The organism is Deltaproteobacteria bacterium, from assembly GCA_016874755.1.
Lineage (GTDB): Bacteria > Desulfobacterota > Binatia > UBA9968 > UBA9968 > DP-20.
The window spans coordinates 83,391-99,361 of sequence record VGTH01000008.1; the positions used below are offsets into that span (position 1 = coordinate 83,391).

General features: G+C 56.7%; 16 protein-coding genes. 7 read left to right on the forward strand and 9 right to left on the reverse strand.

Features of this window, described 5'->3' with window-relative positions; translation table 11 throughout:
• Positions 1-139: 139 nt before the first annotated feature.
• The 6 genes from FJ145_06965 to FJ145_06990 all read left to right on the forward strand — a co-directional run bounded on the left by FJ145_06965 (position 140) and on the right by FJ145_06990 (position 6,330).
• A complete protein-coding gene (locus tag FJ145_06965) occupies positions 140-1,600 on the forward strand; it encodes an amidohydrolase family protein (GenBank protein ID MBM4261170.1) in 1,461 nt (486 codons plus the stop codon).
• Positions 1,601-1,830: 230 nt separating this feature from the next.
• Entirely contained in the window at positions 1,831-2,709 is an 879-nt protein-coding gene (locus tag FJ145_06970; GenBank protein MBM4261171.1) for a hypothetical protein, read from the forward strand.
• Positions 2,710-2,736: 27 nt separating this feature from the next.
• Positions 2,737-3,096, forward strand: coding sequence for a DoxX family protein (locus FJ145_06975; GenBank protein MBM4261172.1), 360 nt, complete (start codon positions 2,737-2,739; stop codon positions 3,094-3,096).
• A gap of 26 nt (positions 3,097-3,122) precedes the next feature.
• On the forward strand, positions 3,123-3,551 hold the full coding sequence (locus tag FJ145_06980) for a DUF1428 family protein (protein ID MBM4261173.1): 429 nt from the start codon (positions 3,123-3,125) through the stop codon (positions 3,549-3,551).
• Between the two features lie 32 nt (positions 3,552-3,583).
• Positions 3,584-4,747 carry a hypothetical protein gene (locus tag FJ145_06985; protein ID MBM4261174.1) on the forward strand — a complete coding sequence of 388 codons (1,164 nt, stop codon included), beginning with the start codon at positions 3,584-3,586 and terminating at the stop codon, positions 4,745-4,747.
• A gap of 386 nt (positions 4,748-5,133) precedes the next feature.
• Complete coding sequence (locus FJ145_06990; GenBank protein MBM4261175.1) at positions 5,134-6,330, forward strand: adenylate/guanylate cyclase domain-containing protein; 1,197 nt, start codon at positions 5,134-5,136, stop codon at positions 6,328-6,330.
• Between the two features lie 4 nt (positions 6,331-6,334).
• Here FJ145_06990 and FJ145_06995 read toward each other — a convergent pair whose 3' ends face one another.
• The 3 genes from FJ145_06995 to FJ145_07005 form a co-directional block, all read right to left on the reverse strand.
• Positions 6,335-6,520: a hypothetical protein gene (locus FJ145_06995; GenBank protein MBM4261176.1), complete on the reverse strand. Its 186-nt coding sequence runs from the start codon at positions 6,518-6,520 to the stop codon at positions 6,335-6,337.
• A gap of 139 nt (positions 6,521-6,659) precedes the next feature.
• The gene (locus FJ145_07000; protein ID MBM4261177.1) at positions 6,660-7,784 is read right to left on the reverse strand and encodes an ABC transporter substrate-binding protein; all 1,125 of its coding nucleotides are present in this window, start codon (positions 7,782-7,784) and stop codon (positions 6,660-6,662) included.
• Positions 7,785-7,837: 53 nt separating this feature from the next.
• Entirely contained in the window at positions 7,838-8,971 is a 1,134-nt protein-coding gene (locus tag FJ145_07005) for a Rieske 2Fe-2S domain-containing protein (protein MBM4261178.1), read from the reverse strand.
• Positions 8,972-9,122: 151 nt separating this feature from the next.
• Here FJ145_07005 and FJ145_07010 point away from each other — a divergent pair, with 151 nt between their 5' ends.
• Complete coding sequence (locus tag FJ145_07010) at positions 9,123-10,241, forward strand: UDP-N-acetylglucosamine 2-epimerase (non-hydrolyzing) (protein MBM4261179.1); 1,119 nt, start codon at positions 9,123-9,125, stop codon at positions 10,239-10,241.
• Positions 10,242-10,257: 16 nt separating this feature from the next.
• On the opposite strand, the gene FJ145_07015 is transcribed toward FJ145_07010, so the two are convergent.
• From FJ145_07015 to FJ145_07040, 6 genes are all read right to left on the reverse strand, one after another.
• Positions 10,258-11,712, reverse strand: coding sequence for a glycosyltransferase family 1 protein (locus FJ145_07015; protein MBM4261180.1), 1,455 nt, complete (start codon positions 11,710-11,712; stop codon positions 10,258-10,260).
• Entirely contained in the window at positions 11,706-12,308 is a 603-nt protein-coding gene (locus tag FJ145_07020) for a class I SAM-dependent methyltransferase (GenBank protein MBM4261181.1), read from the reverse strand. The genes FJ145_07015 and FJ145_07020 overlap by 7 nt, the downstream gene beginning before the upstream one ends.
• A 61-nt stretch (positions 12,309-12,369) precedes the next feature.
• On the reverse strand, positions 12,370-12,780 hold the full coding sequence (locus tag FJ145_07025; protein ID MBM4261182.1) for a hypothetical protein: 411 nt from the start codon (positions 12,778-12,780) through the stop codon (positions 12,370-12,372).
• 68 nt (positions 12,781-12,848) lie between these two features.
• Positions 12,849-13,829: an aldo/keto reductase gene (locus FJ145_07030; GenBank protein ID MBM4261183.1), complete on the reverse strand. Its 981-nt coding sequence runs from the start codon at positions 13,827-13,829 to the stop codon at positions 12,849-12,851.
• 50 nt (positions 13,830-13,879) lie between these two features.
• A complete protein-coding gene (locus FJ145_07035; protein ID MBM4261184.1) occupies positions 13,880-14,887 on the reverse strand; it encodes a methyltransferase domain-containing protein in 1,008 nt (335 codons plus the stop codon).
• 58 nt (positions 14,888-14,945) lie between these two features.
• Positions 14,946-15,968, reverse strand: coding sequence for a glycosyltransferase family 2 protein (locus tag FJ145_07040; protein ID MBM4261185.1), 1,023 nt, complete (start codon positions 15,966-15,968; stop codon positions 14,946-14,948).
• Positions 15,969-15,971: the final 3 nt, after the last annotated feature.

Consider the following 15,971-nt stretch of genomic DNA (forward strand, 5'->3'; position numbering starts at 1 on the left):
CGACCTACACAATTTGTCCTCTCCGATCTTATTTTCCTTCACCGAACTCGGTGTCCTCCGTGCCTCTGTGGTGAGTCTGAATTCGGTTTGACAGTTTTCACTGCAAAATAGTACGTAGCGGCTGGGCTTGCTCCGATCGATGCGACTCAAGAGAGGAATATCCATGGCCAACACCAGCGCCGATTTGGTTTTCAAAAACGGTCTTGTCGTCACGCCTTCGAGCACTATCGAAGGCGGCGTCGCCGTTGTCGGCGGCAAGATCGCTGCCGTGGGTGCCGACGCTTTTCTGCCACCGGCCGAGCGCGTGATCGATCTCAACGGCAAGCATCTGATCCCCGGCGTGATCGATCCCGAGTGTCATCTGGGCAGCCACCGGCCCCTGGCTGATGATTTTCAGAGTGAGACGCGTGCTGCCGCCGCGGCGGGTGTGACGAGCTGGGGGATGATGCTGCTCAGCGTCATGATGACCGGCGGTGCCGACAAGATAAAAGGTCCGGGGGACATTCCGAGCTTCACCAAGGCGCTGCCGTATTATTATGAAGCGTCGGGCAGCGCCGCCATCGATTTTTTTCTCAGTCCGATCATCAGCACCGACGAGCAGGTCGCGGAAATTCCTTGCCTCGCCAAAGAGCACGGCATGAGCTCATTCAAACTGCATTTGCAGATGCAAGGTCCTTGGAAGCCATCGTGGCCGGGTTATGCGTTTGACGACGGCAGTATTTTCTCGGTCTTTCAACACGTCGCCAAATTGGGCGCGCCGGCGATTGCGCTTTTGCATTGTGAAAATTGGGAGATAGCTCAGCTTTTACAGAAACAATTGATCGCCGCCGGCCGTACCGAAATGGGCGCCTGGGACGATCGCTCGCCGGCGTTTACCGAAGCGGGGCACGCGCGGACTTATCTATACTATGCAAACGTCGCGCGCTGCCCAGTTTATGTCGTTCACTGCACCTGTGTGGAAACAGTCGCAGAAATCGAAAAAGCCCGGGCCGAAGGCTTGACGGTTTACAGCCAGATCGGCAGCCACTATCTGGTGCTGCACAAAGACGCCTGGAAGATCAACGTGCCGCTGCGCGATCGTTCGACGCATGACGCGCTCTGGCGCGCGCTCGCGTCCGGCTCCATCGATTGCACCGGCAGCGATCACGTGGCGCATACGCGCACGCGCGAGTCGATGACGACCGACAGCGTTTTCACGACGATCAGCGGCTTTCCATCACGCGTGGAAGGCATGCTGCCAATGTTGTTGAGCGAGGGTGTCAACAAAGGGCGCTTAACGATGGAACGATTGGTGCAAGTGTCGAGCGAAAATACCGCGCGCGTATTTGGCTTGTATCCGAAGAAAGGTGCGATCATTCCCGGCGCCGATGCCGATCTTGTTGTCGTCGATCTCAAGCGGCGCGCAACGATCACCAAGCAATTGCTACACACGATTACACCCTGGTCGGTTTACGAGGGTTGGGATGTGACCGGTTGGCCGGTGATGACGGTGGTCCGCGGCCATGTCGTATCGGAATGGCCGGACGGTGCGGCGCGCGCCAACGTGACTAAGGAATCCATCGGGCAGTATCTCAAGCGGCGAGTGCCTGGCGCGGTTTAATCAAGAACCAAACTGCAGATAGCCGCTCACGTCATTCGCTTCGCTCGGCAACGAGTAAGCACTTAAAGTCAATCGAGCGGAAATCGCATCGCCTCATTGCAAACACGATCATGGAACAGCTTTCCAGCACACCCGAAGCCGAAACGAGAAACCGTAAACCCCTAGAACAGCTTCGTAGATCCCAAACGACTACTTAGTGTAGACAGGCAAATATGAAAGGAGGTCGTCCCATGCGATTTATGGTCATCGTCAAAGCGACTAAAGATTCCGAAGCGGGAGTGATGCCCAGCGAAACACTTCTCGCCGGCATGGGCAACTACAACGAGGAGTTGGTTAAAGCCGGCATCATGCTGGCAGGTGAGGGCCTTCAGCCAAGCTCTAAAGGTGCGCGCGTGCGCTTTTCCGGCAACAAGCGCACCGTGATCGACGGGCCGTTTACTGAGACGAAAGAGCTGATCGCCGGCTTCTGGATCTGGCAAGTAAAGTCCAAAGAAGAAGCCATTGAATGGGTCAGGCGCTGTCCCAATCCCCACGATGAAGAATGCGAGATCGAAATCCGGCAAATCTTCGAAGCGGACGATTTCGGCACCGAGTTCACGCCGGAGTTGCGCAAGCGAGAAGCGGTGATTCGCGCTCAGACGATGGGGCTGGGAACGCCGCGATTTGAGCAAGGCAGAGCGATGAGCATCACCGGTTTAAATGAAAGCTACTCGTTCGAGAGCCGCGTCAAGATTCCGGTGCAGTGGGAGCGCTTTGTGCAGCATCTCGGCAAAGTGCCGGGACAAGTGGGGAAGAATTCTTACGGCGTGTGCTGGAACTTTTCCCCCGGAAAAGGATTTGATTATCTCACTGGTGTCGAAGTCAAGGAAGACAGCAAGTTGCCCACCGACTTTCGAGCTGTGCGTCTCGCTGCCCAGGAATATGCCGTCTTCACACACAGCGAGCACGTTTCTGCCATCGGAAACACCATTGACAAAATCTGGAATAGCTGGGTGCCCCAATCGGGCTTGAAGCCGGCAAACGCGCCGGCCTTCGAGCGCTACACCGAGGGATTCAATCCGCAGACCGGCATGGGCGGCATGGAGATCTGGATTCCGCTCGAAGCATGATCTAATCAGTAAACAGGCAGGTCCATCATGAATATCGCGCTGTGGATCATACAAGCATTGCTCGCCGCGCTGTTTATTTTCGCCGGCGCTTCGAAATTCACCATGCCGATGGAGGAAATGACCAAACAGATGCCGATGCCCGCCTGGTTTCTCTATTTCATCGGCATTTGCGAGATCCTTGGCGGGCTTGGTTTGGTTCTGCCGTGGTGGTTGCGCATCAAGCCTGGGCTCACGCCGCTGGCGGCTGCAGGTTTGCTGATCATCATGAGCGGTGGCGTGGCGGTTACGCTTATGACACCAGACCGCGCGATGGCAGTCATACCGGCGGTGGTTGGAATTTTCTTAGCGTTTGTTGCCTGGGGGCGAGGCATTAAGGGCGTGAGGTAAGACTGATCGAATTAGGGGAGGATCCTATGAACTACGTCGATGGTTTTGTGCTGCCGGTGCCAAAGAAGAACCTGGCTGCGTACCGCCGTATGGCGCAAATAGCTGCGAAGGTCTGGCGTGAGCATGGCGCGCTTGAATACGTCGAGTGCCTCGCCGACGACGTGAAGGCCGGCACGTACACGTCGTTTCCGCAGAGTGTAAAGTTAAAACCCGGTGAAACGGTTATCTTCGCCTACGTCGTCTACAAGTCGCGCGCCCATCGGGATAAAGTCAATGCGAAGGTGATGAAAGATCCGCGCATCGTGAAAATGATGGGCGAAAAGCACCCCTTCGAGAAAGACTTTATGAAAAAGGCGTTTCACCTACTCATGGACATAGACAAGATGGTTGGCGGTGATTTCGAGAAAGGTCTAGCGCAACTAAAAACAGTCACAGAATCTTCCCCGAAGCCGTAGGGGCGACCGGCTGGTCGCCCTCCTCACGTTCAATGAATCCATCGTTGGAGTCTGCCGATTCAGAACCCTACATCTACGTTCAACAAGCCGCACAACTGAACGCGCTGGTGGCGCGCCTTGCCAAAGTCGAGCGAGTTGCGCTCGACACCGAGGCCGACAGCCTGCACAACTATTATGAGAAAGTTTGCCTGATCCAGCTTTCGCTGAACGGCGATCACTACCTGGTCGATCCGCTCTGCGGCCTGGATCTAACTGAATTCGCCGAAGCGCTTGCCGACAAGCCGCTGGTCTTGCATGGCGCGGATTACGATCTGCGCATGCTGCGGATTAATTTTAACTTTCGCCCACGCGCCGAAGTCTTCGACACCATGATTGCAGCGCAGCTCTTGGGCTTCGAGCAAATAGGCTTGGCGGCGCTGATCGAGAAGTATTTTCAAGTTATCATCGGCAAAGAGGGACAGAAGTCCGATTGGTCGCAGCGGCCCTTGAGCGAGAAGCAGCTACGCTATGCGGTGAACGACACCCGCTATCTCATCCAACTCGCCGAGATTCTCACGACTGAACTGAACGAGCGCGGCCGACTAGCGTGGCACAAGGAGAGTTGTGCCGCGATGGTGGAAACCAGCGGACGCGATCGCGTGCGCGATCCCGACGACGTTTGGCGGCTCAAAGGCTCGGGAAAATTCACGCATCGGCAGCTCGCTTACCTGCGCGAGATCTGGCAATGGCGCGAGGGCCGTGCGCAGCGTGCCAATCGGCCGCCGTTCAAGATATTTGGCAACGAGCAAATATTTCAACTCGTCCAATGGGCCGATGCCAACCCTGGTGCGCCGCTCGATCAGGGACCGAAGCTGCCGCGCAATATCCGCGACCATTTGCTACGCACCCTGGATGAGGCGGTGGCGCGTGTTGCAGCGCTGGCACCGGAGCAGTGGCCCGAGCGGAAAAAGTTCGAACGGCCGGAACCGCCGAGCGCGGAAGTCACAAAGAGAATCGAGCTGCTGCGCACCACGTGTGGCGAAATTGCCAAAGAGTTAGGAATCGCCGCAGCCACTCTGGCGCCACGCGCCGCCCTGGAAGCGATCGCGCGCAAGCCATCGCGATCGATTGAAGAGACGATGGCGACGGGCAATCTTTTGCGTTGGCAGGCGGAGCTGATACAAGGCGCGGTGGGAAAATGTATTGCGAAGGTTTGATTACCCGCCCAAAATTAACACTCCCACTTCTTATCCTCGGTGCACCGGCCGCACCGGATCTTTAAACTCACCGTTGAACGTGTAGAACGCCTTCGGTCGCTCGTGCGGTTGGACCCCTTGTATCATCGGCTCGTTCTTCGCCGCATCTCGGATGACGCCATCGGATCTGCGCCGCGCTCGGCGCGTGTCATGTTCTCTTCGAGCAACCGGCGCTGGTAAAAACCTTTTTGGAAATTGAAGGCACGGCGAATTTTTCGTGGAACAGAGTCGCCGACGCAAGTTTGGTGCAGGAGGTCTTGCAAAGAGGACGGTAGATCGCCTCACGCCTAAACCGGTTAGCAAGGCCATTCTCTAGCAGCCCGCGGTTCGTGATATAAGGTTTCTCGATGGATCAGAAAGAACGCTCAGCCCTAACAAGTTGGATCACGCAGGCCGGGTTGGCAGGGCTGAGCGAAGCGGCCATGCTGACCGAGTTTTGCGAACGGGTGTCTGCGCTCGGTGTGCCACTGGCGCGCGCCAACATCGTCATCGACACGCTCCATCCCGTTTATCGTGGCCGCGCGTTCACTTGGAAGCAGCAGACGCGTCATACAGCGTTGACCGAGTACGGCCGTGAGGACAAACTGCGTTGGGAGTGCAGTCCCTTCTACGTTCTAGAGCTTTACGAAGAACCCTTGCTGCGGCGCCGGGTCAACGCAGAGACAGCCAAGGAGTTCCCGATACTTGCCGATCTTTTGCGCGATGGCATGACCGACTATCTCGCTATCGCCAATCGTTTTGCCGCTGCGGGAGTGATTGGCAACATGGACTGCATCTACTCTTCCTGGGCGACCGATGCGCCGGGCGGCTTCGCCGATGCACACATTGACGACCTGACGCGGCTGGTGCCGTTGGTTGCATTGACCATGAAAGCGGCGTCGCTGACGCGCATTGCCGGGACGCTGGTGGAGACTTATCTTGGCCGCGATGCCGGGCGAAAAGTCTTGCAGGGACGCATAGAACGGGGCGTTGCCGAGCGGATTCAAACGGTGCTCTGGTTCAGCGATCTACGCAACTACGCCCGCGTCAGCGATACGGCGGCGCCGGAGCAGATTATTCCGTTGTTGAATGAGTATGCGGATGTGATTCTTTCTGCGATTCATCAATTCGGCGGCGACGTGCTCAAACTCATCGGCGATGGCACGCTGGCGATATTTCCCGTTGGCGAGCGTGCCAACGCCAGCCGTGCGGCGCTCGATGCGGCGGCACAGGCACGCCGGGCGCTCGCGGTGTTGAATCATCGGCGTGCTGCCGAAGGACTGCCAATCACTGAAATGTATCTGGGGCTGCACGTGGGCGAAGTGTTCTACGGCAATATTGGCAGCCGCGAGCGGCTTGATTTCACAGTTGTTGGACCCGCGGTCAACGAAGTCAGCCGGATTGCGAACATGTGCCGCTCGCTCGATCAGCCAATGCTCGTCTCGGCGCCTTTCGCCAGCGCGCTCGGCGAGCGTAGTGGTTCGTTGGTGTCGGTCGGTCGCTACGCGCTGCGAGGTGTGGCGAAACCGCAGGAGCTTTTTACGCTCGATCAACAGGCGGAGTGATGCATTACAACGCTGCTTCGATCTCCGCCAGGCCTTTGCGGCCGCCGAAGGTGGTTGGGCCGGCGACGAAGTCGATTTCTTTTTCCTGCTTGGCGGCGGCAACCAGTTGTTGAATGGTTTGCGCAACAAGCGAGCCTGGCGTGAGAAGTAGGCAACTTAGGATGATGAGGAGCAATTTGATTCTTATCATGTGCATAGAACTCTAGATTCCTTCCCCCGCCTCTGGAGAAGGTTAGGATGGGGGCCGTTCTTACAGCGTTGCCCCCACCTTGATACTCCCTCCAGACGGGTGTGAGGAATAAGAGACCACCGAACTTAGGTCTCGAAGATCACCGCAAGATCTTGGTGATCTCTTCCTCAAAGGGCGCGTCATCGTTGGCGAAGACCGCTGCCAGCTCTTTCGGGTCTTGCAGCTTGAGTTTATTGCCGCGGACGTATTTATGCATGAGGGTGCCTTCGACCAGATAGGAGCTGCGGTGGTCTTGCTTCTCCAACACCGATTGCGCTTCTCGCGTGGTCATGTAGGCGATGAACAGCCGCGCCGAGTTTGGCCGCGCCGAGTTTCTTGGAATCGCAAGTTGATAATACGAGGAAGTCGGCGGGTTCGATCCCGGCAGGCCGACGAGCGGCGCGCCTTTGGCTTGCCACTTCCACATCGCTTCGAGCGGCCCACCGGTGCTGCCCATGATTGGGAACTCGCCGCTGACAATCCGCTCTTCTTCACCTTGGCGCAGCTTGCCGCCGACCAGCGGCGCGAGCTTGCGCGCGAAGGAGAGCACTTTCTCTTTGCCCCACACCGACGAGAGGCGAATTAGCCAGTGGTAGTAGGTTGGAATTGCCAGCTTGCCGGCCCAGGTCGGCGAAAGTTTCGGATCGACGAGATCTTCATAGCTCTTGGGAGCTTTGTCTTTGGGAATCGCTTGCGAGTTGTAGATGATGCCGTGAAACGAGGCGTAAACAAGCAAGGTCTCTTGCGGAAACATTTCCATTTCCTTGGTGACCCAGGGGAAGGTTCCAGCAAAGCTTACCGTTTGTAGCGCTTTCGCTTGGTGCATATCCGCCATGGTGCCGTCGGAACCGAGATACATATCCGTCGAGGCTTTGGCGCCGGCTTTGATCTCCGACATCACCCGCGCCGCCACTTGGGGGAAGCTCGGGCCGCCGACTAAATTGACTTTGTGATTGAGGCCGAAGCGTTTGTTGAAGCCGGCTTCTAATTCGGTGAAGCCTTTTTTGCCGCCGAAGGTTGACGAGCTGGCGACCAGGGTGACTTCGCCTTCTTTTTTGGCTTCGGCGATGATTTGCTCCATCGTTTGGGAGTGAGAAGTATCCGGCGCAATCAGAGCAACGCCCGCTGCTAGAAATAATAGAGCGCCGCTGGTGCGCGCCCTCACCCGAAGCCTCTCCCAGAGGGCGAGGGAACTCCGATGGCCTACATGGATTCGGTTAAGCATTAGTTTCTCTCCTTAAACTCCGCGCACTCCGCGCCTCTGTGGTGAATCTTTTTTTAACTCAGCGCTTCCACCGCATCGCGGCTTGAATCGAACGTGATCGGTCCATTCTTTTGCGGATCGCGGATGACGGCGAAGGGGTCTTTGCCCTGCTGCACGGCATCGATCGACTCGCGGATCATTTTGCGCAGCAGCAAGATCCCTTGGTCGCCCGTCGCCAAATGTTCCTTGGTGCGATCGGCGATGGGGCCTTGGGTTTCCTGGGCAACGCGATCTTGTTCGCGGTTGGGCAGGTTCCACCAGCCGTCTTTGACGCGCTCATAGACACCGGGCACGGCGTAGTCGAATTTGCCGGTCTTGAGTGCCACCGGCCGCGTCGGCTTGCCATCTTTGTGCGGGTAAAAATCGATGTGATACGTGGTGGTCTTGTAGTCGTCGGTGGGCACGCGGAAGCGAATCACCTGGCGCGGATCTTCGCCAACGCGCGCGGCCGAGTGGCGCACGTGCGCGGGAAAAACAAAATGCGAGATGCGCGGCTTGGAGACACCTTCGACGTAGGTGGTTTCTTTGATGCCAAAAGGGCTGGGCTCCCATTTAATATTCGGCCGCTTCATCGCCATGTTCGGGTAGCCGGGTGCGTGCAGCGCGATCGAATGGGTGCCATCGGCGGAGTTCTCGGCGCGCTGCAGCCAGTTGCAATGCTCCTCGCCGCCGCCCACCACGCGGCAGCCATCTTGCCGCACCAGCAAGTCAAACGCCGGCAAAAGCGGCGCCGGCTCCGGACCGATGTAGGCCATGACTAAACCACCGGCATCTTGGGCGTGAAACGCCGGATGCTGGATGCGGTTTTTGAAGGTGCTGTCGGCCGGCTCGGCCGGCTGGTCCAAACATTTGCCGCGGGCGTTGTACAACCAACCATGATAGCAGCAGCGAATACCATTTTCCTCGACGCGGCCAAATTCCAACGACGTGCCGCGATGCGAACAGTGCAATTCCAACAGTCCCAATTGGCCGCTGCCGTCGCGAAACAAAACGAAATCTTCGCCGAGCAGGCGCACCTTGCGCGGGCCGTTCTCTTGGGTCACTTCTTCGCTAAACGCCACCGGCCACCAGTAGCGCCGCAACATTTCGCCCGCCGGCGTGCCCGGTCCGACGCGGGTCATCAAATCATTCTCTTCCTTAGTCAGCATTGTCTCAGCTCATTCAACTGGTTAAGTTGCAGTGTGCCCAAAATACAGCGATTCAGCTACGAATTTCAATGAAGCTACCCCGGCCGGTGGGGATTGGTTGACAGCCTCCCGCTGCTATGGTTCGTTAAACCCGCTTTCTTGTGAGTGCTTCATGGTCCATCCGAGAATTCTAACCGTTATCGGCACCCGGCCCGAGGTTATCAAGATGGCGCCGGTGATTCAGGCAATCCAGCGCGCAGGCACTTTCGAGCATAGTTTGGTCGTTACCGCCCAGCATCGTGAGCTACTCGATCCCTTTCTCTCGAGTTTTGCCATCACACCGGACCTCGATCTCAACCTCATGCAAAGCAATCAAAGTCTGGCCGATTTCGCTACGCGCGCTCTCGCGGCATTGTCGGAGACGATTCGCGCGCGGCAACCTAATGCGATTCTCGTGCAGGGTGATACTGCGACGGTTCCAATGGCGAGCCTGGCGGCTTTCTATTCCGGAGTTAGTGTATGTCATGTGGAGGCAGGCCTGCGCTCCTTTCATCGCAACAATCCATATCCCGAAGAGGTCAATCGGCGCGTGACCTCCTGTCTGGCAAACTTGCACTTCGCACCGACGGAGCGAGCTCAAAACAATTTACTAAACGAGGGGATATCTCCAGACGATGTGTTTGTTACGGGGAATACAATCGTCGACGCGCTGCGCTTGATGCCTGTGAACGGCAATTTCACATACGCGAATCTGAACCGGCTTGATTTTGCTGAGAAGCGCGTGGTTCTGGTGACCGCTCATCGGCGCGAAAGTCATGGTGCTCCACTGCTTTCAATTTGTGATGCGATCAGGCGCTTAGCGCGTCGCTTTGCCGGGGTTGAGTTCGTCTATCCGGTACATCCTAACCCTCACGTAGAGCCGGTTGTCCGCAAAGAGCTAGCGTCGCTTCCCAATGTGCATCTGTTAGAGCCGATTCCCTACCAGGACATGTTGCGTATTTTGCGCCTGTGCTACCTGGTGTTGACCGATTCCGGAGGCGTGCAGGAAGAAGCGCCTTCTTTCAATAAGCCGGTGTTGGTACTGCGTGAGGTTACCGAGCGACCGGAGCTTATCGAGGCTGGTGCCGGACGCTTGGTCGGTACCAGCTCTGATCGGATTGTCACCGCCGCCAGTGAGCTGTTGCTGGACGACACCGTGTATCATTCCATGCAGGCTGCAAAGAACCCGTTTGGCGACGGACATGCTGCTGAAAGAATCGTTCGAATCCTTGCCGAGCGCTTGGCGCCGTAGTCGTTCAAAAGTCGATTTAGACGGTCAGCCCATGGAGGGACACCCACAGAAGGCTGTAGCACGAAGCTATGCCGGTGATTTTTTCACTCAAAATCTTATAACGATGGAGCCAGGTGTTACGCCGCGCCAAATCGATTCTCGCGTTTACTTTCTCGGCTGAGCGCTCACCGAGAGCCGCTTCGATCTGTGGCACGAACTCTTCGCGAGATCGCACCGGATAGAAGTACTCCTGATAGGGTTCAAGCTCCGGTAATTGCACCGAGACCACTGGCTTACCGGCACTCAAATATTCGTAGAATTTGACAGGGTTTGTTGCTCGAGTGAGAGAGGTGTGGAGAAAGGGAATACAGGCAACATCGAAGTCTTTGAGATAGCTCGACAGGGTGATGTAGGGCTGTTCGCCGAGCATATGTACATTGGCCAGCCGACTGAGCGGCCCGACTTTGGCACCGGCGGTGTCGCCGATCAAGACAAATTGCCAGTCGGGTCGGTGCTTCGCAGCCTGCTCGATCATGGTTACATCGAACCAGTGGGAAATCGCGCCATAGTAGCCAATAATGGGCCGGCCAATTTTGTCGAGCAGGCGGAGCGGAGCAGGGTGGTGAAAATAATCGAAATCCACCGCGTTTGGCAGCAATAGAGCGGCACGTTCGGTACCGGAGATCTTGTCATGCAGAATTCTACTGGTGGCAACGACTAAGTCGCTATGCTGGATTAAGTCCTGTTCCGGTAAGAGCGCGGTGCGCCGGACGTTGGCGAAGCCGCTGTGCTCGTCCATGCAGTCGTAGACGAGCTTCCAACCCCAATGCGCGCGAGCCGAAAAAGCCAGCGGCGCCCAGAACGGCACGTGGACTAAACTTACGGCTTGAGCAATCGCTGCGCGGTTGCGAAACTCAGCGAGGGCGTTGATGAGTTTTTCCAGCGTTGCTTTGCTCAGGCCGTGCAAATTGGCGCCGACATGGGACGGCCCCGGGAGCTGCAGCTCGAAAATGTTTTCCCCAAGGCGTCGCGCTAGAACTTGGGGGTTCGATTGCTGAAACGAACAACTTATATAAAAAACGCGGTGGCCGTCCTTGGCGAACAACGTTAGCAATTGTTGTGGTCGTTGAAAGCGAAAATTCCAATCAATGATCGGGAAGCAAATCACGTCGTATTTAACCGGCGGCGGAAACGCCAACTCCGCTTCTGCGTTTGCGCCGCCCGTGGTCGTTGCACTGACTTCGTGGTCGAATAGTTTGGCGAACCAACCAAAGACCGGCCCAAGATAATATTTCAACCATGAGTAGCGGTTGACGACCTGCCACCCAAGCGATCCGGTAATTTCGTTAAGCCGCGCCTCTTTCGCAGCTAATTGGGCTGACAAGATCTGGATGCTTAGCTCTTGCTCTTTGAGTTGCCGTGACAAGGTGGCAACGAGTCTCTCGTTGTCCGTTTGCTCTTGCAGGTCCTGCTTATTGTCACCGGTTAGCATAGTGGTGGTTCACCCGACGCTTCCGGCAGTCGACGAAGCCAAAACGATCCGGCTTTATCCCAGCGCGGCAAAAAAGGAAACGTTCTTTGCAGCGCAGTCAGGTGTTCGCGCAATAGGTAATGATTCGCCAAGAGCGGTTTGAAGACATCGTTAAACATCAGAAAAGCGAGTAGCAAATACTGCTCGTTCCAGAAAATTTTCAGGTCTTTGACCCACTGGCGCGGATACTCCCAGGGAAGAAAAATGTCGTGGAAGTGAATCAACACGCCGGGTTTCAAGCGCGGCAGGATTTCGAAAAAAATCCGGTGCACTTCCGAGCCGATTCGACTCACATGGCAGCTATCGACAAACAGGATATCGTTGTTGTCCAGCGATTCAAAAAGATCGCGGGGCACGTCTTGTGCCTTCGAGACCAAGAGGCGGCTTAACCCCGGTAGCTTTGCGGTAAAAAATTTCGGCGGTGCCGGCTCAATGCAATCCACCCGGGTCGTGCCGTTGCGCAGCGCGGCGCGAGTTGAGAGTAGCGTGGAATAGCCACCGCCGATCTCGACAACACGCTGCAGTCTGAATTCGCGGATCATCGAATAATAGATCACGCCATCCACCGGATTGAACGCCGGGTTATACCAGAAATACTACCCCGTTTGGGCGTCGGTTTCAGTGGTTGGAGTATTCGCCAACTCGGCCCCCCCAGGATGCAAGCCGCGCAAGCAGCTCGATCTGTGCCGGCGCATCAAGTCGCAATGCTGTCGTAAAATCCCGCGTCCAAATCGTTTCGGGCAACGCCTGCGTGTCAGGGACCGGGTGATAATAGTTCAACGGTGCAATGTGCATGCGCTGCTTCTCAGCACGATCGTAGAGCTTTAGCCAGGTCTCTCCGTCCTTAAAGCCGACGTTGCCCACCGGCGTGAGCAACGAGCTCAACATGTCGCTCAGCGGCTCACCGCTTAGATGCCGGCTCAAACTGGCAGCGAACTCGGCTTGGCGTTGGTCCATCAGCACACGGAAATTCTGCCATGCTAACGCCGCCGTTCGTTCGTCGGTCAACGCATTGAAAAACTCACTCACGGCTTTACTCGATGGCTCGGAGGAGTGTGTCACGCGCCACTGACGCAAACGTTTTTTGACCTGGTTGATCAACGGTCAATAAACCCCATCGCATCTTCGGTGTGCCGCGCGCCGGCGACGGCGCCCGGCGGCACCGCCGCTTCGATGCGTTTTAACTCTTCGGCAGTGATTTCGATGGCGGCCGCGCCGACGTTTTCTTCCAGGTGGCTGCGTCGGTTTGCACCCGGGATCGGTACTAGATTATCCCCTTTCCCAAGCATCCAGGCCAAAGCTAGCTGCGCGGGCTGACACTCTTTTGCCGCCGCGATCCGTTGCAAGGCACCGGCCAACTGGAGATTGCGTTGAAGATTGTCCTTTTGGAAACGCGGCAACAGAGTCCGTGGATCATGCGCGGCGAACGGTTCGTTGTTTTTAATCTGTCCAGTCAACAGGCCCCGTCCAAGCGGGCAGAACGGCACGAAAGCTATGCCAAGCTCGCGGCACGCGGGAAATATTTCCGTCTCTGGATCCCGCGTGACCAATGAATACTCCGATTGCACGGCGCTGATCGCATGCACTCGATGGGCGCGCCGGATCGTCGCCGCCGAGACTTCGGACAAGCCAAGGAAACGCACCTTTCCACTGCGCACAAGCTCAGCCATGGCGCCCACGGTTTCTTCGATGGGAACGTGAGGGTCTAGCCGTTGCAGATAGAATAGGTCAATGACGTCGACGCCTAAACGGCGCAAGCTGGCTTCGCAGGCTTGGTGCACATACTCTGGCCGGCCGTCGACCGCCGTCTTGCCGCCGCGGCTGACAAAGCCGAATTTGGTGGCCAAGATGACTTCGCTGCGCCGCCTACGCACAAACGCGCCGATCAATTGTTCGTTGTGACCTGCACCGTAGACATCGGCGGTGTCGAGAAAGTTCACACCGAGATCGAGCGCCAGGTGAAGTGTTTTCGCCGACTCCCGATCGTCGCGGTCGCCGTAGGACCGTGACATCCCCATGCAGCCGAGACCCAGGCACGACACCATGGGCCCATGGAGCCCCAGCGCGCGCATGGCGATCGTCGCCCGTGGTTTTTTCCAGAAACGTACACTCAAGGTACAAAGATCTCTTAGCTTGCAGGCCGTTGGGCGGTGACGGAGCGCCAAGCTTTATACAAGGCGATGATCGGTCCCAGCCAAGTCTTTTCGCTCATTTCACCCAGGCTTGCTTTGAGGTTTTCGTTTTCTTGCCGTAGCCGGTCGATCTCCGCCACTGACGCGCGCAACTGATCGGCATTGCGACTATCCACCTGGCGGAAGGCTTCCACCAAAGCTCCCTCGGCGCTTGCAATGGAAGCGGGCGTCTCGGCAGGCGCCTGCATGATTTGCTCAAGCTTGTCGAGATCAAGCGTCGGGTCGGTCGCTAGCACCATCAAATAGCGATAGCAGGGCTCCTTGTAATCATAAGGGCCGATCCGTTCATTGTAGATGCGATTGACCGATTCGTAAAATTCGCTGAACGGATTTTGATATTGGGTATCGAAGAATATCAGTATCTGGTGGATGAACCGGTAAAGATAGTTATCCGGCAATACGACAACGCGCGATGCGCCCTGCGCTTTGATCGTGGCAACGACTTCTTCAACCGGTTGCAGTCCGTATCGAACATGCTGCATGGCCGGTTCGAATTCGTGCGCATACTTACCCCAGACAAAATCAAACACCAGCCGGTCGATGTGATTGACAATGTCACGCTTCACCGGACTGCCGATCACAACTAATCCCCGGGTCACTCGCATCATTTCGGCGACTAGCCCGGGCCGCTGCTCCTGCGGGATATGCTCGTAAACGTCGGTGACGAAACAGGCGTCGAATGCTTTGTCCGGAAACGGAATCGCGACCGGCATCGGCAGCGTTGGAACTTCCTTTTCGTCGTGGGTCGGATAGCGTGTGATGCGCGACTCCGGGAGATACTCACGCAGGTTGGTTGGATAACGCGATAGTTCAAGCACGCGAGGCTCGGTAAGCGATTTTTGTCGTGCCCCCTCGCGAATACAACGGGCGATCTGCATCATGTTTTGATACTGATCGAAGACGTTGCCGAGAAATGTTTGCGTGCGCGCTGATTGCTTGCTCAAGGGACCGCCTCCTTGGGTGCTCAAATGGTTATAACAAGGCGGGTTGGTTGTTCAACCGTTAGGATCGCGCAGCGATAGCATGTTTTTCCCGGCGTAAAGAACCGGATCGATGGGGTTGCCACTGAAGGTTCCATTTTTTCTCAAAGCGCTCCCGGTTTTGGGCGAAAATGCTGTTGTACTCTCCGGTCGCCTCGAGCTTTTCGAAGGCCGCGCGGCCGAAGTGATGGACGAACACGCCGGGTGCGCAAACCACCCGGTAGCCGGCACGCTTGATCCGCAACGAATAGTCGTCATCCTCGAACATGCCGACGCCAAATTGTTCATCGAGTGGTCCGATCGCATCGTAAATTTCGCGGCGGAATGCCACACAGAACATTGCGAGCATATGGATATCCGCGATGGTTCGAGCGTTTCTCCGCATGGTGTAGCGCGCGAAGCTCTCCATTTCCTCCCAAGTGCGGTAGTAAACTTCGACTCTCGCCTCGTTGCCGACGAAATTGCTAACCGGGCCGACCAAACCAATGGCGCGGTCTTGCAGATGCCACAGCAGGCCCTCAAGCCAGCCAGGAGGAACTATCGTGTCGTTATTGAGTAGTACCAAGAAGTCACCGCGTGCGCGGGCGATTCCCTGGTTGTTGGCGCGGGCGAATCCTTCGTTGCGATCGTTCAGCAAGAAGGTGATCCATTTGCATTCGTGGGCGACTCGTTGCAGGTAAGCCGGTGTGTTATCGGTCGACCGATTGTCGACAACGATCACTTCGGAATTTGCGTATTCGGTGTTGCGCGCGATGCTTTCCAGACAAAGTTTGGTCAGAGGTAAGTTGTTATAGGTAACAATGATGATGCTAACGCGCGGTGGCTTGGATTCGTGGCGATGGTTAGCAGTTTCCTTGAGAGGGCGATAGGTGAGAATCCTGTTAAGCGCATCCGGGTCGAGATGGGGCAACAGCGTTAGCCCGTCGTGGAAACCTGCCGCCGTCAGTGCTGCGTTCTTTGCGGCACCGACAAAGCGCTGGATCACTCCCCAGCGATGCAGCGTGCGCCATGTTGCTGCGCGGAGGCTGTAGGGCATGCAGTGCATTAT